The sequence below is a fragment of the Streptomyces sp. NPDC127084 genome, assembly GCF_042724175.1.
Taxonomy (GTDB): Bacteria; Actinomycetota; Actinomycetes; order Streptomycetales; family Streptomycetaceae; genus Streptomyces.
The window spans coordinates 1-17,458 of sequence record NZ_JBHXFA010000067.1 but is presented as its reverse complement, the minus strand read 5'-3'; the positions used below and the strand labels follow the sequence as shown (position 1 = coordinate 17,458).

The 17,458-nt window shown below is 69.3% G+C and carries 21 protein-coding genes; 7 read left to right on the top strand and 14 right to left on the bottom strand.

Going from position 1 to position 17,458, the window contains the following annotated elements:
• Positions 1 to 124: 124 nt before the first annotated feature.
• Positions 125 to 772, top strand: coding sequence for a hypothetical protein (locus ACFWI9_RS17495; protein ID WP_387162877.1), 648 nt, complete (start codon positions 125 to 127; stop codon positions 770 to 772).
• Here ACFWI9_RS17495 and ACFWI9_RS17490 read toward each other — a convergent pair.
• Together ACFWI9_RS17490 and ACFWI9_RS17485 are read right to left on the bottom strand one after the other, a co-directional pair.
• Positions 661 to 1,008, bottom strand: a complete 348-nt coding sequence (locus ACFWI9_RS17490) for a hypothetical protein (RefSeq protein ID WP_387162902.1) — start codon at positions 1,006 to 1,008, stop codon at positions 661 to 663. The genes ACFWI9_RS17495 and ACFWI9_RS17490 overlap by 112 nt on opposite strands.
• A 137-nt stretch (positions 1,009 to 1,145) precedes the next feature.
• The gene (locus ACFWI9_RS17485) at positions 1,146 to 2,432 is read right to left on the bottom strand and encodes a geranylgeranyl reductase family protein (RefSeq protein WP_387162876.1); all 1,287 of its coding nucleotides are present in this window, start codon (positions 2,430 to 2,432) and stop codon (positions 1,146 to 1,148) included.
• 96 nt (positions 2,433 to 2,528) lie between these two features.
• Here ACFWI9_RS17485 and ACFWI9_RS17480 point away from each other — a divergent pair, with 96 nt between their 5' ends.
• Positions 2,529 to 3,077 (top strand): GNAT family N-acetyltransferase, encoded by a 549-nt coding sequence (locus ACFWI9_RS17480; protein WP_387162874.1) that lies wholly within the window; start codon positions 2,529 to 2,531, stop codon positions 3,075 to 3,077.
• Positions 3,078 to 3,177: 100 nt separating this feature from the next.
• Here ACFWI9_RS17480 and ACFWI9_RS17475 read toward each other — a convergent pair whose 3' ends face one another.
• The 5 genes from ACFWI9_RS17475 to ACFWI9_RS17455 all read right to left on the bottom strand — a co-directional run bounded on the left by ACFWI9_RS17475 (position 3,178) and on the right by ACFWI9_RS17455 (position 8,908).
• Complete coding sequence (locus ACFWI9_RS17475) at positions 3,178 to 4,101, bottom strand: glutaminase (protein WP_387162873.1); 924 nt, start codon at positions 4,099 to 4,101, stop codon at positions 3,178 to 3,180.
• A gap of 16 nt (positions 4,102 to 4,117) precedes the next feature.
• Positions 4,118 to 4,813, bottom strand: a complete 696-nt coding sequence (locus ACFWI9_RS17470; protein ID WP_387162872.1) for a demethylmenaquinone methyltransferase — start codon at positions 4,811 to 4,813, stop codon at positions 4,118 to 4,120.
• A 68-nt stretch (positions 4,814 to 4,881) separates the two neighbouring features.
• Positions 4,882 to 5,592, bottom strand: a complete 711-nt coding sequence (locus tag ACFWI9_RS17465; protein ID WP_387162870.1) for a hypothetical protein — start codon at positions 5,590 to 5,592, stop codon at positions 4,882 to 4,884.
• Between the two features lie 22 nt (positions 5,593 to 5,614).
• Entirely contained in the window at positions 5,615 to 6,814 is a 1,200-nt protein-coding gene (gene mqnC, locus ACFWI9_RS17460; protein WP_387162868.1) for a cyclic dehypoxanthinyl futalosine synthase, read from the bottom strand.
• A gap of 408 nt (positions 6,815 to 7,222) precedes the next feature.
• Entirely contained in the window at positions 7,223 to 8,908 is a 1,686-nt protein-coding gene (locus tag ACFWI9_RS17455; protein ID WP_387162866.1) for a serine/threonine-protein kinase, read from the bottom strand.
• A gap of 282 nt (positions 8,909 to 9,190) precedes the next feature.
• Here ACFWI9_RS17455 and ACFWI9_RS17450 point away from each other — a divergent pair, with 282 nt between their 5' ends.
• Positions 9,191 to 10,231, top strand: coding sequence for an alpha/beta hydrolase (locus ACFWI9_RS17450; RefSeq protein WP_387162865.1), 1,041 nt, complete (start codon positions 9,191 to 9,193; stop codon positions 10,229 to 10,231).
• A 19-nt stretch (positions 10,232 to 10,250) separates the two neighbouring features.
• On the opposite strand, the gene ACFWI9_RS17445 is transcribed toward ACFWI9_RS17450, so the two are convergent.
• Complete coding sequence (locus tag ACFWI9_RS17445; protein WP_387162901.1) at positions 10,251 to 11,063, bottom strand: menaquinone biosynthetic enzyme MqnA/MqnD family protein; 813 nt, start codon at positions 11,061 to 11,063, stop codon at positions 10,251 to 10,253.
• A gap of 451 nt (positions 11,064 to 11,514) precedes the next feature.
• Here ACFWI9_RS17445 and ACFWI9_RS17440 point away from each other — a divergent pair, with 451 nt between their 5' ends.
• Together ACFWI9_RS17440 and ACFWI9_RS17435 are read left to right on the top strand one after the other, a co-directional pair.
• Entirely contained in the window at positions 11,515 to 11,718 is a 204-nt protein-coding gene (locus ACFWI9_RS17440; RefSeq protein WP_017948713.1) for a cold-shock protein, read from the top strand.
• Between the two features lie 119 nt (positions 11,719 to 11,837).
• Positions 11,838 to 12,299 carry a DUF1992 domain-containing protein gene (locus ACFWI9_RS17435; protein WP_387162864.1) on the top strand — a complete coding sequence of 154 codons (462 nt, stop codon included), beginning with the start codon at positions 11,838 to 11,840 and terminating at the stop codon, positions 12,297 to 12,299.
• Positions 12,300 to 12,334: 35 nt separating this feature from the next.
• Here ACFWI9_RS17435 and ACFWI9_RS17430 read toward each other — a convergent pair whose 3' ends face one another.
• Positions 12,335 to 12,976: a TetR/AcrR family transcriptional regulator gene (locus ACFWI9_RS17430; protein WP_387162898.1), complete on the bottom strand. Its 642-nt coding sequence runs from the start codon at positions 12,974 to 12,976 to the stop codon at positions 12,335 to 12,337.
• Between the two features lie 171 nt (positions 12,977 to 13,147).
• Positions 13,148 to 13,222 carry a 50S ribosomal protein bL37 gene (locus tag ACFWI9_RS17425; protein WP_106430099.1) on the bottom strand — a complete coding sequence of 25 codons (75 nt, stop codon included), beginning with the start codon at positions 13,220 to 13,222 and terminating at the stop codon, positions 13,148 to 13,150.
• A gap of 263 nt (positions 13,223 to 13,485) precedes the next feature.
• Between ACFWI9_RS17425 and ACFWI9_RS17420 the strand changes: the two genes are divergently transcribed.
• Both ACFWI9_RS17420 and ACFWI9_RS17415 read left to right on the top strand, forming a co-directional pair.
• A complete protein-coding gene (locus ACFWI9_RS17420; protein ID WP_387162863.1) occupies positions 13,486 to 13,617 on the top strand; it encodes a hypothetical protein in 132 nt (43 codons plus the stop codon).
• A gap of 415 nt (positions 13,618 to 14,032) precedes the next feature.
• A complete protein-coding gene (locus tag ACFWI9_RS17415; RefSeq protein ID WP_387162861.1) occupies positions 14,033 to 14,554 on the top strand; it encodes a hypothetical protein in 522 nt (173 codons plus the stop codon).
• Positions 14,555 to 14,708: 154 nt separating this feature from the next.
• On the opposite strand, the gene ACFWI9_RS17410 is transcribed toward ACFWI9_RS17415, so the two are convergent.
• The 4 genes from ACFWI9_RS17410 to ACFWI9_RS17395 form a co-directional block, all read right to left on the bottom strand.
• Positions 14,709 to 14,906: a hypothetical protein gene (locus ACFWI9_RS17410; protein ID WP_387162859.1), complete on the bottom strand. Its 198-nt coding sequence runs from the start codon at positions 14,904 to 14,906 to the stop codon at positions 14,709 to 14,711.
• An 11-nt stretch (positions 14,907 to 14,917) separates the two neighbouring features.
• Entirely contained in the window at positions 14,918 to 15,322 is a 405-nt protein-coding gene (locus tag ACFWI9_RS17405; protein WP_387162858.1) for a type II toxin-antitoxin system VapC family toxin, read from the bottom strand.
• Between the two features lie 9 nt (positions 15,323 to 15,331).
• Positions 15,332 to 15,529, bottom strand: a complete 198-nt coding sequence (locus tag ACFWI9_RS17400; protein ID WP_387162856.1) for a hypothetical protein — start codon at positions 15,527 to 15,529, stop codon at positions 15,332 to 15,334.
• Positions 15,530 to 15,802: 273 nt separating this feature from the next.
• Positions 15,803 to 17,146 carry a dicarboxylate/amino acid:cation symporter gene (locus ACFWI9_RS17395; protein WP_387162855.1) on the bottom strand — a complete coding sequence of 448 codons (1,344 nt, stop codon included), beginning with the start codon at positions 17,144 to 17,146 and terminating at the stop codon, positions 15,803 to 15,805.
• Positions 17,147 to 17,458: the final 312 nt, after the last annotated feature.

The window sequence follows — 17,458 nt, the reverse complement described above, 5'->3', positions numbered from 1 at the left end:
GCGGGTGGGTTTCTGTGTGTGCGTTTCTCTCTCTATCTCCCTCCCGGCCCCCGGCGCTCGGTGTTGTCTGGGCGCGGGGGCGGGTGGGCGCGGGGGCCCCCCCACGACAGGGGGGAAGTCTCAGATGAACGTCAACGGCAACCGCAACCGCTTCAGATCCGTCGTCCTCGCGCTCACAGCCGCCGCCGTGGCCGCCACGCTCACCGCGTGCCAGAACGACGACTCCGCCGCCGGGGCCGGCGGCGCACCGAGCGCAGGGGCGACGGCTGCCTCGTCGCCCGGCGCGGCCGGTGGTGCCACGCCCACCGGCAAGCCCGCGAACAAGCCCGGTGCCCCGCCCGCCGGCGCACCGGCGAAGAAGCCCACCGCCACGTCCGCCGGTTCGGCCGCGCCCGACGCCGACTGCGCCAGTGGGCCGCCGAGCCCGGACGACGCCGACCCCGATGAGTTCGCGGTCTTCCGTACCGAGGAACTCCCCGCATCCACCGGGAAGATCAACCTCATCATCCAGCACGGGGCCTGGGGATGCCCCGGCAAGGACACCGACGGCGCACCCTTCGTCGTGGACGGCGAGGACAGCCGCTGGGCGCTCGACCAAGCCGCTTACGTCACCGCCACCACGCCCATCACACACAGCACCGAGAACCAGCGGATCGGCGTTCAGGAGCTGATCGACTGGATCAACGCCAACCCCGACTCCGGCCTGGTGTTCCGGTACGAGCTCGGCGACGACGGCGCCATCCACCGTCTGGACCAGGTCTTCACCCCGTAGGACCGGAGCCCCGCCCGAGCAGGCTGTGCGTCAGCTCCATCAGGCGCTTGGATACGGTCCGCCACCGCGTGCATCTGGTCCAGGTCGAACAGGTCGGCGAGGCAGCCGCGGACGGTGGTGCCGGGCGCGGCGGCCCGCACCGCCGCGGTCGCAGCCTCCAGCCTGTCGGGGTCACGGCCGTGCAGAAGGAGGGTGCCGCCGCGCCGGGGGAGATCGAGTGCGAGGGCGCGGCCCATGCCCTGGGTGGCGCCGGTGATCAACGTAGTGCGCTGAGTGGTCATGGCGGCAACCCTGACAGCGCCGGCACACGGGCGGGGAGAGTGTGCCGGGCCTGGTGTCGGCACCACCAGGCCCGGAACCTCAATCCTGGGGATCAGGCCTTCGGTGCGACCTTCGAGAGGCCGTTGATGATCCGGTCCATCGCGTCGCCGCCCGTCGGGTCGGTCAGGTTGGCCAGCATCTTCAGCGTGAACTTCATCAGCACCGGGTGGGACAGGCCGCGCTGGGTCGCGATCTTCATGACCTTCGCGTTGCCGATGAGCTTCACGAAGGCGCGGCCCAGCGTGTAGTAGCCGCCGTAGGTGTCCTTGAGGACCTTCGGGTAGCTGCGCAGGGCGAGTTCGCGCTGCGCCGGCGTCGCGCGGGCGTGGGCCTGGACGATGATGTCGGCGGCGATCTGGCCGGACTCCATCGCGTAGGCGATGCCCTCGCCGTTGAACGGGTTGACGAGGCCGCCCGCGTCACCGACCAGCAGCAGGCCCCGGGTGTAGTGGGGCTGGCGGTTGAAGGCCATGGGCAGGGCGGCGCCGCGGATCGGGCCGGTCATGTTGTCGGGGACGTAACCCCACTCCTCCGGCATCGAGGCGCACCACGCCTTGAGCACCTCGCGCCAGTCCAGGTCCTTGAAGGAGGCGGAGGTGTTGAGCACGCCCAGGCCCACGTTGGAGGTGCCGTCGCCCATGCCGAAGATCCAGCCGTAGCCGGGCAGCAGCCGGTCCTCGCCGGGGCCGCGGCGGTCCCACAGCTCCAGCCAGGACTCCAGGTAGTCGTCGTCGTGCCGGGGGCTGGTGAAGTACGTGCGGACCGCGACGCCCATCGGGCGGTCCTCGCGGCGGTGCAGGCCCATCGCCAGCGACAGCCGGGAGGAGTTGCCGTCGGCGGCGACCACCAGCGGTGCGTGGAAGGTGACGGGGGTCTTCTCCTCGCCCAGCTTGGCGTGCACACCGGTGATATGACCGGTGCGGTCGTCCACGATCGGCTCGCCGACGTTGCAGCGCTCGTACAGCCGCGCCCCGGCCTTCTGCGCCTGGCGGGCGAGTTGCTCGTCGAAGTCGTCGCGCTTGCGTACGAGTCCGTAGTCCGGGTAGCTGGCGAGTTCCGGCCAGTCGAGCTGGAGGCGTACACCGCCGCCGATGATGCGCAGGCCCTTGTTCCGCAGCCAGCCGGCCTCTTCGGAGATGTCGATGCCCATGGCGACGAGCTGCTTGGTGGCACGCGGGGTGAGCCCGTCACCGCACACCTTCTCGCGCGGGAACGCGGTCTTCTCCAGAAGGAGTACGTCGAGCCCGGCCTTGGCCAGGTAGTACGCGGTCGTGGATCCGGCCGGGCCCGCGCCGACGACGATCACATCTGCGGTGTGCTCGGAGAGAGGCTCGGTCACGGCGGGATCTCCCGAAACTCGATTTCGCGTGCTTAAAAGCACTGGACGTGTGCAGTCTATGGGGGCGTACCGATCCGCCGACCGAAGGGCTGTCCAATGAGCGATACGCTCCCCTCTGCTCCCGCCGCGCCGGTGGTGCGGCTGCGCGTGCCCACCGACGAGGACGCCCTGGTCTGGCACCGGATCTTCGCCGATCCGGAGGTGATGGAATTCCACGGCGGGGTGCCCGCCGAGCTGTCCGAATACGAGGAGTTGACGGCCCGGCAGCGCAGACATGACGCGGAGCGCGGCTACTGCCTCTGGACGGTGCTGGACGAGGGGGGTGAGGCGGTCGGCTTCACGGGCGCGCAGCCGTGGCCGCATCCCTGGGGCCCGGTGGGTGAGATCGAGATCGGCTGGCGGCTGGCCCGGCGTGCCTGGGGACGGGGTTACGCGACCGCGGCGGCCCGCACCACGCTGGAGCGGCTGCGGTCGGCGGGGGTGCCCAGTGTGGTCGCCATGGTGGTGGCGGAGAACGAGCGGTCGATCGCGGTGACCCGGCGGCTCGGTATGGAACTCGTGGAGACGTTCTCGACTCCGGTCTCGCAGCGGACCGGATACTGCTTCCGGCTGGATCTGCGGGCGGGGGAAGGCCCTGGCATCTGATCCGCGGCTGATCGGTGGCTGATCGGTACTGACGGGCGGTTTTGTCCGGCAGTGGTTCGGCAGCGGTGGTTCGGCATTCGTTCGGCAAGCGTTTGTGCGGTCAGAAGACCGACAGGCCCGTCAGGGTCGTGAAGCGGTCCAACGCGGCCACGCCCGCCACCGAGTTGCCCCGGCTGTCGAGCCCCGGGCTCCATACGCACAGCGTGCAGCGACCGGGGACGATGGCGACGATCCCGCCGCCCACCCCGCTCTTTCCCGGCAGTCCGACGCGGTAGGCGAACTCGCCCGCCGCGTCATACGTCCCGCAGGTCATCATCACCGCGTTGATCTGCTTGGCCTCGCTGCGGCTCAGCAGCCGGCTGCCGTCGGCGCGCAGTCCGTGCCGGGCCAGGAAGCGGGACGCCAGGGCGAGATCGGCGCAGCTCGCCCTGATCGAGCACTGCCAGAAGTAGTGGTCGAGCAGTATCGGCACGGGGTTGGCGATATTGCCGTACGAGGCCATGAAGTGGGCCAGCGCGGCGTTGCGGTCGCCGTTCTCCCCCTCCGAGTCCGCGACCTCCTGGTCGAAGGCCAGGTCCGGGTTGCCGCTCTCGGCACGCAGGAACTCCAGGAGATCGCTGCTGGCGTCGCCGGTCAGGGTCTGGAGCCGGTCGGTGACGACGAGGGCTCCCGCGTTGATGAACGGATTGCGCGGGATGCCGTTCTCGTACTCCAGCTGCACCAGCGAGTTGAACGGATTCCCCGACGGCTCGCGGCCCACCCGTTCCCACAGCGCGTCCCCGTCCAGGGAGAGCGCGAGAGCCAGCGCGAAGACCTTGGTGACGGACTGGGCGGAGAACGGCTGCCGCCAGTCGCCGACCCCGTACACCGTCCCGTCGAGGTCGGCGATGGCCATGCCGAAGCGGCGCGGGTCCACGGAGGCGAGCGCCGGGATGTACTCGGCGGGTGTGCCACCGCCGATGAGCGGGGCCACGTCCGCGGCGATGGCTTCCAGCAGTACCTGGTAGTCGTCCGCCTGCTCCATGAGCGATGTGCGCCTTCTACTGCGGCTTGGTGCCGCGGTGCAGGGCGACGATGCCGCCGCTCAGGTTGCGCCAGGCGACCTTCGTCCAGCCTGCCTTCTGGAGCAGCCCGGCCAGCTCTGCCTGCTCGGGCCAGGACTGGATCGACTCGGCTAGGTACACGTACGCGTCCGGGTTGGAGGACACCGCGCGGGCGACGGGCGGCAGCGCCCGCATCAGGTACTCCTCGTACACGGTGCGGAACGGGCCCCAGGTCGGATGGGAGAACTCGCAGATCACGACCCGTCCGCCCGGCTTGGTCACCCGGTACAGCTCGCTCAGCGCCTGGTCGGTCTCCTGGACGTTGCGCAGTCCGAACGAGATCGTCACCGCGTCGAAGGCGGCGTCCCGGAAGGGCAGTTTCGTGGCGTCGCCCGCGGTGAGCGGCAGCCAGGGGTGGCGCTTCTTGCCTTCGCGCAGCATGCCGAGGGAGAAGTCGCAGGGCACGACGTAGGCGCCGGTGCGGGTGAAGGGCAGCGAGGAGGTGCCGGTGCCCGCCGCCAGGTCGAGGATCCGCTCGGCGGGGCCGGCGGCGATGGCTCTGGCGACCTCCTTGCGCCAGCGCCGGTCCTGGCCCAGCGAGAGCACATCGTTGGTGAGGTCGTAGTTCGCCGCCACGCCGTCGAACATGGAGGCGACTTCGTGCGGCTGCTTGTCCAGGGAGGCTCGGGTCACGCCCCCATTGTGCCGTTCGGCCCCGGGTGGACCTCGGGCAGGGCACGCGGACGGACAGCCGCGAATTCTCAGCGTGCCCGGTACACCAGCCGGCCGCCGAGCACCGTCGCCACGCAGGTACCGGCTCCGCGTACACGCAGGGTCCGCTCGGGCGGCTCGGGCGGGTCGGCCACGGGCACGGGCACGTCGAAGACGGCGAAGTCGGCCGGGGCGCCCACGGTCAGCTCGCCGTCGAGTACGGCGCTCAGCGGCCGTGCCGCGAACGGGTCGAGCGAGGGTGCGGCGGAGGACGAGGGCGAGTACGAGGGTGAGGACGTCCGCGGCGGATACCCGGTGCCCGCCTCCCGCACCCGCACGCGCAGGCCCGACCGGGCGACCGCGCTGCGCACCTCGGGCAGGGCGAAGGGGCCGACAACGGCTGTCGTGCCGTGGGCCAGCATGCGCTGCAACCCCCGCCGCGCGCTCCCGCCCCGGCGTACGTCATCGAGGGCGAGCGCCGCGAGCGATTCGCCAGTCAGCGGCTCTGTGCCGAGCGCGTCCGCCTCGCGCGGGTCGGGGTGGTAGGCGCGCTCCAGCAGCGCCACCGCGTCGGCGTTGACCAGCCCCGGGAGGAGCACGCCCGGCCAGCGGCGTACCCGCGCGCCCGGGTGGGCGGCGGTGGCCTGTTCGAGGGTGCCGACGGCGGCGATCAGACCGCCGTCGACCACCACCGCGTCGGCGTGCGCCACTGGCCTGCCGATCGCGGCGAACACCCTGTCAGCGGTATGGATCGTCAACACGGCTCAGGCTCGGGCTCGGGCGTCAGTTGGCGTTCAGCAGCTTCAGCTCGGGATGCGCCGTGCCGCCCTCGATCGCCGTCGAGGAGATGTGCGAGGCCACCCGGTCGTCCACCGGGTCGTTCGCCGGGTCGTCGTGCACGGTGATGTGCTCGTACGTGGTCGTGCGCTGCGCGGGCACCCGGTCCGCCTTGCGGATCAGGTCGATGATCTCCTGCCGGTTGGAGCGGTGCTTGGCACCCGCCGACGAGACGACGTTCTCCTCCAGCATGATCGAGCCCAGGTCGTCGGCGCCGTAGTGCAGCGACAGCTGGCCGATCTCCTTGCCCGTGGTCAGCCAGGAGCCCTGGATATGGGCCACGTTGTCGAAGAACAGCCGGGCGATCGCGATCATCCGCAGGTACTCGAAGATCGTCGCCTGGGTGCGGCCCTTGAGGTGGTTGTTCTCCGGCTGGTACGTGTACGGGATGAAGGCGCGGAAGCCGCCCGTACGGTCCTGGACGTCACGGATCATGCGCATGTGCTCGATGCGCTCGGCGTTGGTCTCGCCGGTGCCCATCAGCATGGTGGACGTCGACTCGACACCCATCCGGTGCGCGATCTCCATGATCTCCAGCCAGCGCTCGCCGGACTCCTTCAGCGGTGCGATCGCCTTGCGCGGACGCTCCGGCAGCAGCTCGGCACCGGCGCCCGCGAAGGAGTCCAGGCCCGCCGCGTGGATCCGGGCGATGGCCTCCTCGACCGGCACACCGGAGATCCGGGCCATGTGCTCGACCTCGGACGCGCCGAGGGAGTGGATGACGAGCTGCGGGAAGTCCTTCTTGATCGCGGCGAAGTGCTTCTCGTAGTACTCGACGCCGTAGTCCGGGTGGTGCCCGCCCTGGAACATGATCTGCGTACCGCCCAGCTCGACGGTCTCCGCGCAGCGCCGCAGGATGTCGTCCAGGTCGCGGGTCCAGCCCTTGGCGGTGTCCTTCGGCGCGGAGTAGAAGGCGCAGAAGCGGCAGGCCGTGACGCAGACGTTGGTGTAGTTGATGTTCCGCTCGATGATGTACGTCGCGATGTGCTCCGTACCGGCGTAACGCCGACGGCGCACCGCGTCGGCGGCGGCGCCCAGCGCGTGCAGCGGTGCGGACCGGTAGAGGTCGAGCGCCTCCTCCGGGGTGATCCGGCCACCACCGGCGGCGCGGTCCAGGACGGACTGAAGGTCGGCCTTCTCGGTCACCGGGAGTCACCTTTCGGCGGTGTTCTGGGCGTTATGCGGCGTACTGCGGCGTGCTACGTATTGCGGCGTTCTGTGCGCTGTGCGCGTTCCGGACGTTCCCGGCTCGCACGGCCGGTCCAGCCTACGTCAGGGCGTCCGAGCGGCCGGTACGCACCCTCCGCCGTACGCCCTCCCCGGATCAGCCGGCCGCCGCCCCGTCCCGCTCGGCAAGGGAGGCGGCGAGTCGGGCCAGGCGGCCCGTGCACCTCAGAAAGCCCCTGCTCACCCCACCCGTTGTGTGCGCGTGCGAACCGAGGCCAGAGTGCCATTGCCGTCGCGGGTTCGGGCGGCCTCACCCGTCACGTTGGCGGTGCGGTTGTTCGGTGCGCAGCGACAGCGGGCCGGTAGCGAACGCGTCTTCTCAGCTTCTCAGCGCGACTTCGTCAGCGTCGCCTCGGGGTTGCCCGCGTCTTCCTCCTCGGACTCGTAGCGGAGTGTGCCGTCCGCGTTCAGGGTGTACGTCTGCGTGGCGGTACCGCCCGTGCACACGCCACCGCCCGACGAGCCCTCCGGGTCGGGGCGTTCGGTGATGCGGAGTTCCTGCGCGGTCGCCGAGACCAGCTTGCCCACACCGCGGCAGACGAAGGGGCCCAGGTTCGAGGTGGTACGCACCACGTCCTGACCCTGACCGCCCTGGGTGATGACGGCGGTGAGGGTGCCGTTCGGGAGACCCTTGTCCGTGACGGGTTGGCCCTTCCAGGTGCCCGTGAACGCCTTCGGCACCTCCTGCACGGTCGGCGTGGAGGCGCCGGGCGCTGAGGACTTCGGCGGTGCGGCGGCCGAGTCGTTGGCGTCGGTGCCACCGCTTCGGGCCCCGGGGAAGAGGTCGAGAACGAACCCCGCGCCGACGGTGACCGCGGCCAGCGCCCCCGCCACGGCCAGGGCGACCGTGCAGCTGACCTTTCGGCCGCCGCCGGGGCGCTCGCCTCCCCCGTTCTCCCTGCTGGTCGTCACGGAGAGGGAGAGCCTGCCGGGAGGAGTAGGCCTGCCGGGAGGAGAGGGAGGGGGAGCGAGTGGGGAAGGAGTGGGGGGCGGGGAGGCGGGTGCGGGATCGATGGGCGGTCCGAACACCCCCAACGCCTCGTGGGTGAACGGCACCGGGCCGGACATGCCCGCGTCCTGCGGGGTCGGCTCCAGGTCCAGCAGCCGCACCGCCGTCCTGCTGACCTGCTCCACGACCGGGGCCGGCAGCCAGCCGGACGCCACGAGAGCCGCCGCGCCCTCCGGGGCGAGGCGCTGGGCCACGGCCTGGGGAGTCGGCCGGGCTGCCGGGTCCTTGGCCAGGCACGCGGCGACGATCTCCCGCAACTCGCCTGTCAGTGAGCCCAGTTCCGGTTCCTCGTGGACCACTTTGTAGAGCAGCGCCGCCGATGAGTCGCCGGGGAAGGGTGCCGTTCCCGTCGCCGCGTACGCCAGTACCGCACCGAGCGAGAACACGTCGGCCGCTCCCGTGAGACCGCCCGTACTCGTACCCGTGTCCGTGCCGGGACTCGTACCGGTGATCTGCTCGGGAGCCATATAGCCGGGCGAGCCGACCGAGACGCCGGTCGTGGTGAGCGCGGCGGTGGCGTCGCTGGCGCGGGCGATACCGAAGTCGATCAGCCGGGGCCCGTCGAGCGCGAGCAGCACGTTCGACGGCTTGACGTCCCGGTGGACGAGCCCCAGCGCGTGTACGGCCGCCAGCGCCTCGGCGAGGCCCGCGCCGAGGGTCCGTACGGTGCGTTCCGGCAGCGGGCCGTGCCCGGCGACGGCGTTCCCGAGGTCGGGCCCGGCGACGTAGCCGGTCGCGACCCACGGCACGGCTGCCTCCGGGTCCGCGTCCAGCACCGGGGCCGTCCAGGCGCCGCCCACCCGGCGCGCCGCGGCGACCTCGCGCCGGAAACGGGCACGGAACCGCTCGTCGAGCGCGAAGTGCGGATGGACGACCTTGACGGCGACGGTCCTGCCGCCCTCGGTGCGGGCCAGATACACCCGGCCCATGCCCCCGGCGCCGAGCCTGCCGAGCAGTCGGTACGCACCGATGGTCCGCGGCTCTCCCGCATCCAGCGGCTGCATGCGCTCTCCCCGTTCCCCGGTTCCGCTTCGTCCGCTTCTCGCAGGCCGCGCGTTCCCGCCCCGCTCCCCTGCTTCCGTCCGGGACAGCGTAGAGGGCCGCGCCCGCACCACCGGCGATCGGTCCCTGTCCAGGGCCAACCGATCGGCCCCGGGCGCCATCTCTCAGTGCGTATGTCGCGCGCATCGCCCCCGAGCACCCCGAAGTGCCGCGCAGTACGCGTAGTACGCACAGTACGTATCGACTCGGAGAACGTCATGAACCGCCGGCGCTGCCGCCCCCTCATGTCCAAGGCCCTCATGGCCACCGCCGTCGCCGCTTCGCTCGCGCTGGCGACCGGCTGCTCGGACGAAGGCGAGCCGCTCTCGTTCGACGCTCCGTCGCCCCAAGCGGCCGCCGCGAGCGGGAAGTCGGCGGGCGGAGCACCGTCGAAGGGCTCCAAGGAGCCGGAGTTGGCCCCGGAGACCATGCTGCCGACCGGTCCCAAGGCCGAGTTCACCACCCAGAACACCATCGACGACGGCACCAGGATCGGCGTCACGACCCTGCACGGCGCGAAGTCCGGCTTCACGGGCAAGGTCTGGGTCTGGGCGCCGAAGCAGTACTTCGATCCGAAGTACGCGCGCAGCGGCTTCCCCGTGCTCATCGCGCTCCCGGGCGGCAACGGCTACCCGAACAATTACTGGATGGGCACCGATCTGAAGCTCCAGAGCAGCATCAGCGAGTGGTCGGAGGAAGGAAAGAGCCTTCCGTTCATCGTCGTGATGCCGGTTCTCAACCCGGACGACAAGTACTACTACGACGGCAGCGATATACCGGGGCAGCCGAAAATGGGCACCTGGATGACCGAGGACGTGCCCGCTTTTGTCAAGGCCAATTTCCGGACGTTCAAATCCCGTGACGGCTGGGCGTTCATGGGGTCGTCGTCCGGTGCCTTCGTCGGCCTCAAATCCGTTCTGAAGCACCCTGACAAGTTCAAGGCGGTCATCGCCTCAGGGCCCGACATCGTGCCGGACTCACCCCTGTGGGAGGGGCACGAGACCGAGCGGCGGGCGAACGACCCCGAGCGGCTCGCCCGAGCGCTGGGCGCCAAGCCGGACACCGCGGAGAACGCCGTGTACCTGGCGATCCAGGCGGGCTCCGAGGAGTCCGGGCTGGCAAAGGCGAAGGCCTTCGTACGGGACTACACCAAGGGCCCGGTCAAGACACGGCTCCAGGTCATCCAGGACGGCGGACACAACGCCAAGACTTATGTGAAGGGCATGGGCGACGGCTCGATCCAGTGGATCAGCGAGCATATGCAGGCACCGGTCCCCAGCTCCTGAGCGCGCACGGGCCCTCTGATCAGGTGTCGAGCAGCTCGACCCGCACATCCGAGGGGAAACCGGTCGTCGGCCCCGTACGGCGGGCGAACTCGCGCACCCCCGCGAGCTGCTCCGGGCCGAAGCGGAAGTCGAGAGTGGTGAAGTACCGCTTCAGCAGCTCGGCGTCGAAGGACTCCCAGCGGGCGGCCTGCTCGGCGACCTTCTCCACTTCCTCCAGGGAGAGGTCGCGCGAGGCCAGGAACGCCTCATGGACCTTGCGCACGACGGCGGGCTCGCGAGCCAGGTAGTCCTTGCGGACCGCCCACACCGCGAAGACGAAGGGCAGCCCGGTCCAGTCCTTCCACATCTGCCCCAGGTCATGGACCCGCAGGCCGAGGCGCGGCGCGTCGTGCAGGGAGGCGCGCAGCGCCGCGTCCCCGATCAGCACGGCCGCGTCGGCCTCCTGCATCATCACGCCCAGGTCGGGGGGGCAGGTGTAGTAGTCGGGCGACACGCCGTACTGCTCGGCGAGCAGCAGCTGGGCGAGGCGCACGGAGGTGCGGGAGGTCGAGCCCAGGGCGACACGCGCGCCGTCGAGCTGCTCCAGCGGAAGCTGGGACACGATCACACAGGACATGACAGGGCCGTCGCAGCCGACCGCGATATCGGGGAACGCCACGAGATCATCGGCGTTGCGCAGGAATTCCACCAGGGTGACGGGTCCGATATGAAGATCCCCCCGAACGAGTTGCTCCGAGAGCTTCTCGGGCGTGTCCTTGGTGAGCTCCAGGTCGAGGAGCGTGCCGGTGCGGGCCAGCCCCCAGTAGAGGGGAAGGCAGTTCAGGAACTGGATGTGCCCGACCCGCGGCCGGCTGCGGCGGGCCGCGTCCGCGGCGGTGTGCCGGGGATTCGCGGTGTCTTCCGCGGGTTCCGCGGGTTCCCTGCGCGCTGTGGGTTCTGCGTGTGCCGCGGGTTCTCCGGGCTCTGTGCGTGCGGTGCGTTCCGTGTGCACGGGTTCTGCGTGACTGTCCACAGCGTGAGGCTAGACCTTGGTTCGGCCGCTCTATTGGGCGGGGCGCGCCGTTCGTGAACGTCAGCTCTTCAAGCAGGGATCAAACATCCGGGTGAAGTGATCTTTCCCTCTACCGCAACGAACACCCTGCGTGCTAGGCTCAACGCAAGTTGCAGTTTGGTTTCCCTTGCAGTACAGAGCCTGCGGAGCATGTGACCCGCAGGCTTTTGTAGGTTTTCAGACTTGTTTGCAGGTTCTGGAGCAGGGCAACCCTTTGGCCCAAGGAGGGCTTATGGCTACCGGAACCGTTAAGTGGTTCAACGCTGAAAAGGGCTTCGGCTTCATCGCCCAGGACGGCGGCGGCCCGGATGTCTTCGTTCACTACTCCGCGATCAACGCGACCGGCTTCCGCTCCCTCGAGGAGAACCAGGTCGTGAACTTCGACGTCACTCAGGGCCCGAAGGGTCCGCAGGCGGAGAACGTCACCCCGGCCTAATCAGCCAGGGTCGGCGATCGCGCACGACACTTAGCAGTACCAAGGAGCCCCGTGCTCGTACCTGACCCGGTACGGCCCGGGGCTCCTGCCGTGCTCGGGCCGCACGTACGCTGGAACGCGTGACGGAGCGCAAACCACCTGGCGTCAGCTTCGAGTCCTGGGTCGACAAACAAATCCGCGAGGCGACCGAGCGCGGCGATTTCAAGGATCTGCCGGGCTTCGGCGAACCGCTGCCCGACAGCGCCGGGGGCGACACCTACGACGAGATGTGGTGGATCAAGGGCAAGATGCACCGCGAGGGCCTCTCGTACCTGCCGCCGTCACTCGCCCTGCGCAAGGAGGCCGAGGACGCCTTGGAGACCGCCGCCCGCGCGCCTTCGGAAGCCGCGGTGCGCCGCATCATCGAGCGGATCAACGAGAAGATCGCCGCGGCCGTCCGCCGGCCGCCTCCGGGACCGCTGCTCGGACTCACGCCCTATGACGTGGAGGCGGTGGTACGGGACTGGCGGCAGGCGCGGGGCGACCAGGCGACCGACCTGGACGAGCAGGTCAGGCAGGCCAAGCGGGACAAGCGGGGCTGACGACCGGGCGGTCAGTCCGGTGGCGCTTCACAGCCTCACTTCGCGGCATCGGCGGCGGGAGACGGAGGCACCGGCCAGCGCTCCCCCGTCATCAGCTTGTTAAGGCCCTCCCAGGCGAAGTTCATCAGCACCGAGGCCGCCTCCCGCGCCGACATCCCCGGCGTGTCGTTCGCCCACTGGGCGAGCGACTCGGCCGCTCCCACCAGCGCCTGCGCGAGACCGGCGATATCCCGGTCGGTGAGCTCCCCCGCGTCCTGCGTCTCCCGCGCGGCCGCGCCGATCAGCATGGTCACAAAGGCCACGAGCTCGTCCCGCATCACGGCCACCTCCGCCGCGAACGGCTCCCCGTGCGTCCGCGCCTGGCGGTGCAGGACCGCCCAGGCGTCGGGGTTGTCGGTGGTGTGCCGGAAGAACGCCGTCGCCCCCTCCCACAGCTGCTGCTCCGCGGGCAGCGCGGGATCCACGGCGGCCCGCACCGCCACGATCAGCGCCGCCGCCTCTCGCCGGATGCACGCCGTGAACAGGTCTTCCTTGGAGTTCAGATACAGATAGACCAGCGGCTTGGAGACCCCGGCCAGCTCGGCTATCTCATCCATCGACGCCGCCCGGTACCCGAGCCGCCCGAACGTCTGCACGGCGGCGTCCAGCATCTGCTTCTCCCGCACCTCGCGCGGCATCCGCTTGCTGCTGCTCCTGTCGGCACCACTCACGCCGGCCGCCCTCCCGCCCACCCGATGTACTCAGCGGTAAGCCTAAGGCCGGTCTCCCCCCGCGGGAGACCGGCCCGGACAGTACGGCTGAACACGGGCGAACACAGACGAATGCGGACGGACACAGACGAACACGGCTCAGGCGTTGGGCCGCTTGCCGTGGTTCGCCTTCCTCTTCTTGCGGGCACGCCGCTTGTTGCCTCGCTTGGACATGGCGCGGACCTCCTCCCTACTCAGGGTCCCCCACATCCGCGTAAGTCTAGATTCACCCGTTTTCAACCGCACGTGCGGCTCGCTGATGCAGGGCACCTCCCGACTCACCAGCCACAGCCCGTGTCCCGATTGAAATCAAACAGATATTCGAAATCGCTTTAACTGCGCCGATACGGAGAACTACACTCCGCATCGACCACGATCTTCATGGATCGTCATTTTGTGTAACGGACCTGGGGAGGCCCGAGGGGGGTGGGGGATCCATGTCCGCACGCCCGCGCGCCGTGCGGGTCTCGGTTTCGGCCCTGGTGGCGGGCTCCGTCACCCTGGGCCTGTTCACGGGCCCCGCGCAGGACTATCCAGATGATGATCACGACTGGACGCGGAAGCGGTAGGTCCTTGTTCAGGGAGAACGAGTGGCATGCGTCAGATTGAAGAAATAGTCGACATCGTTGATGGTCGTGTGGGTATGTACACGACGAGTCGCACATTCGGCGAAGTGTGCGCTTGCCTGGAGGGTTTCGACGCTTGCTCCGAGCGGCAGAGGATGCAGGCGTTTCGATCCTGGCTGGCGATGCGGGGAAAAGGGTGCCGAACTCGCTTGGTGGGGCTTGGTGCTGGTCGAGGTTGACGATGGATTTCGTGTCGCTGATGCACAAGCATTCTCCGCCGCCGAGAACGAACGGGCGATCGCGCGATTGTTTGGTCTTCTCAGGGAATTCTTGTCTACTGGGCCGAAATAGTGGGCGGTGGAATCGAGATAAAACGGTTTCAAGGTGGGATCGGGGAGGTGCGCGAGTGCGCAGGAGAATGTGGGTCGCCGCGACGGTAACGCTCATCGCGTTCGGAGTCGCGGGCTGTGGAGCGGGCGACGCTGGCACCGGGGCGGCCTCGCCCCGGCCCGAGGGGACCGGGCCGATCACCAAGGAGGTCGTGCGCGCGGATATCGACACCTCGCTCGCGGACGTTGGGCTACCGACGAAAGAACCCGAATACGTTCGGTTGTTTGAAAACGCTGCGGCCGGTTCGCCGCAATCGTGCAGCGTTGATGCCAAGGCCTTCGGTTCCGAGACCGCTCCCGTGGACATCGCCCGCTACGAGGCGCTGGTGGGGGAACTCCGGGAGCGTGCTTGGCAGCAGTCCGGAGAACGAACAGAGGACAAGGGCCGGGACGGCGAGGCGCTCCGCGCGGCCCGGGTGGTTCTCAAGCAGCGGGGTTGGAGCATGCGCGCGGAGTACCGGTCCTCGAAAAGCAGCGGCATTGTCACCGTGTTGGCCCTCGACGACGCTTGCATGAAGCAGAACGGTGCCTCCATGGGTTCGATCGGCTGACCAGCCTCCAAGCGCAGGGATTCGAATTGGCTGCCGCACCACGCAAGGGATTCCCTCGTGCGGTGCGGCAGCCGTTGCGGTTGTCCGACAGCGGTCGACCGATCACCATGAGCGGCCGAGTTCCGGCGTCGTAGACGACCTGGGTCGATCAGGCCTACGGCACCGCTTCTGGGGCGTCCTGTTCATCCACGCCGACGTACGACGGTGCAAGGAGGCATCCGCCCCGACTGACTGCGATCCGGTGCACATTGGTCAGTGCCTCGGTCAGCTCCACTGCCAGCAGGTGCAGTTCGCCCGGCATCCAGTAGCCCGGCAGCACAGCCGCCGTATCCCTCCCGGCAAGCAGCGGCATCGGTCCGGGGCCTATTCCTCGCCGAGAAGGCGAAGGCCGTGGCGTTCCTGGAAGTACCGGTAGTCCTTGAGGTTCAAGGTCGCCAGCGGGAGATCGTGGGTCAGGCAGCAGGCAGCGATCCACATGTCGTTGGTGGGCTGCGGGCGTCCGGCCTTCTGGCCGGCTGCGGCAAGCCTGCCCCAGGTGGTGGCCACGGCCTCGTCGCCGAGGAGGACGGGGATGCCGGAGAGCCAGTCGGCCATCTCCTGTCGGCGGCCGCTGCCCCAGTCGCGGACTTCGACCCACTTGGTGAGTTCGCCGTAGGTGATGAAGGAGATCAGCGGGCGTCGGCCGATCAGCCGGGTTTCCAGCGGACCGGTGAGTGTGCCTTTGTGGAGGCGTGAGGAGACGTCGGTGTCGAGGATGACCGGTTGCATCGTGGCTGCTCAGGCGAGATCGCGGTGGCGTTCGGCGAAGGTGAAGGCGATGAACTCCTCCACCTCCTCCTCGGACTCGAAGGTGTCTGCCTTCAGGTCCTCCAGGGACCGGATCGGCTGTACGTTCTTCGCCGCGAGGAGTTCCTCGACCGAGAGCCGGGGCCGCATGACCGGATGGATCGGGTACTCGGGCTCCGCTGCGCTCATGCCTCAGTCCTCCCGCTCGCCGTGCTCCCCTTGCGCGGGGCTCTCGGTCAAGTCTGGCACGCTGCCGCTTCGGTTGTCCCAGCACTTTGACCTCCCGTTCTGGACCCGTCACCTACGCTCGCGGGGGTCTGGGGACCTTGGGCCGGGACCCTGGCCTGATCGCCTCACTGCCCCGGGGCCCCGGAGCCCGCCCGGCACGGGGCCCGCACCGGGCGGGTGGTCCAAGGTGCCCTCGAGTCGGTCGACTCGGGGGCACTCCGCGTGCGGCGGTGGTTACACCACGGCCGGAACCGTACTCGGGCCCTCGGTGGCGGGTGGCTCGGGCTCGTCCACCGGGGAGGCGGAGGCGGAGTTGTAGGCATCCTGGTCGAGGATCTTCTCGCGGGCCGCGACGATGACCGGGACCAGGGCCTGGCCTGCCACGTTCGTGGCGGTGCGCATCATGTCGAGGACCGGGTCGATGGCCAGCAGCAGGCCGACGCCCTCCAAAGGGAGGCCCAGGGTGGAGAGGGTCAGGGTCAGCATGACCGTGGCGCCGGTGAGGCCCGCCGTGGCGGCGGAGCCGACGACCGAGACGAAGACGATCAGCAGGTAGTCCTGGACGCCGAGCTGGACGTCGAAGATCTGGGCGATGAAGATCGCGGCCAGGGCCGGGTAGATCGCGGCGCAGCCGTCCATCTTGGTCGTCGCGCCGAAGGGGACCGCGAAGGAGGTGTACTCCTTCGGGACGCCGAGGCGCTCTGTGGACTTCTGGGTGACCGGCATGGTGCCGACCGAAGAGCGGGAGACGAAGGCGAGCTGGATGGCGGGCCAGGCGCCCTTGTAGAACTGGAGCGGGTTGAGCTTGGCGACCGTCGCGAGGAGCAGCGGGTACACGCCGAAGAGCACCAGGGCGCAGCCGATGTAGACGTCGGCGGTGAAGGTGGCGTACTTGCCGATGAGGTCCCAGCCGTAGTCGGCGATGGCGTAGCCGATGAGGCCGACGGTGCCGAGCGGGGCGAGGCGGATGACCCACCAGAGGGCCTTCTGAAGCAGTTCCAACACGGCTTCGCTCAGGGCGAGTACGGGCTTGGCACGGTCGCCGAGCTTCAGGGCGGCGATACCGGCGACGGCGGCCATGAAGACGATCTGCAGGACGTTCAGCTCGGTGAAGGGGGTCACGACGTCGGTCGGGACGATGCCGGTGAGGAAGTCGATCCAGGAGCCGGCGTCGTCGGGCTTCGCGCCGTCCTTTGGGGTGAGGCCGGTGCCGGCTCCCGGGTCGGTGAGCAGGCCGATGGCAAGGCCGATCGCGACGGCGATCAGCGAGGTGATCATGAACCAGAGCAGGGTGCGGCCGGCCAGCCGGGCGGCGTTGTTGACCTTGCGGAGGTTGGTGATCGAGACCAGGATCGCGAAGAAGACGAGCGGGGCGACGGCCAGCTTCAGCAGCTGGACGAAGATGTCGCCGATCTGGCCGAGGGTCGTGTGCAGCCAGCCGATGTCCTGGCTGCGGGCCAGCCAGCCGAGCAGGGCACCGAGGACGAGGCCGGTGACGATCTGGACCCAGAACGGGATCGCGGATATGCCGGGTATCCGGCGGCGGGCAGGGGTGGGCGTCGCGGAGTTCGCGGACACGGACACACTCCGGTGGCGTATCGGGGGAATACGGGGATGGGGGTGCGGCGCACGTGCCTTGGGAACAGGGCTGCGCCGCTGTGATGCCGGGTCAGATGGAGCGGCAACAGACCGCGGACATACAGCGGCAGAGATCGACATGCAGGCGCGCCACGAGCGGGATGCTCATGGCTGCGTGAAGGCGCACTGCTGTCGTCATGCGATTACGTTAACACTTGGACTTTGAGGCTCTCAAAGCATCGCTTTGAGCCAGTCGGAGCGCGCTGGGCTCCAACATGACCGTGTCCTGCGGCCGGTTCGAGTGCACCGGCC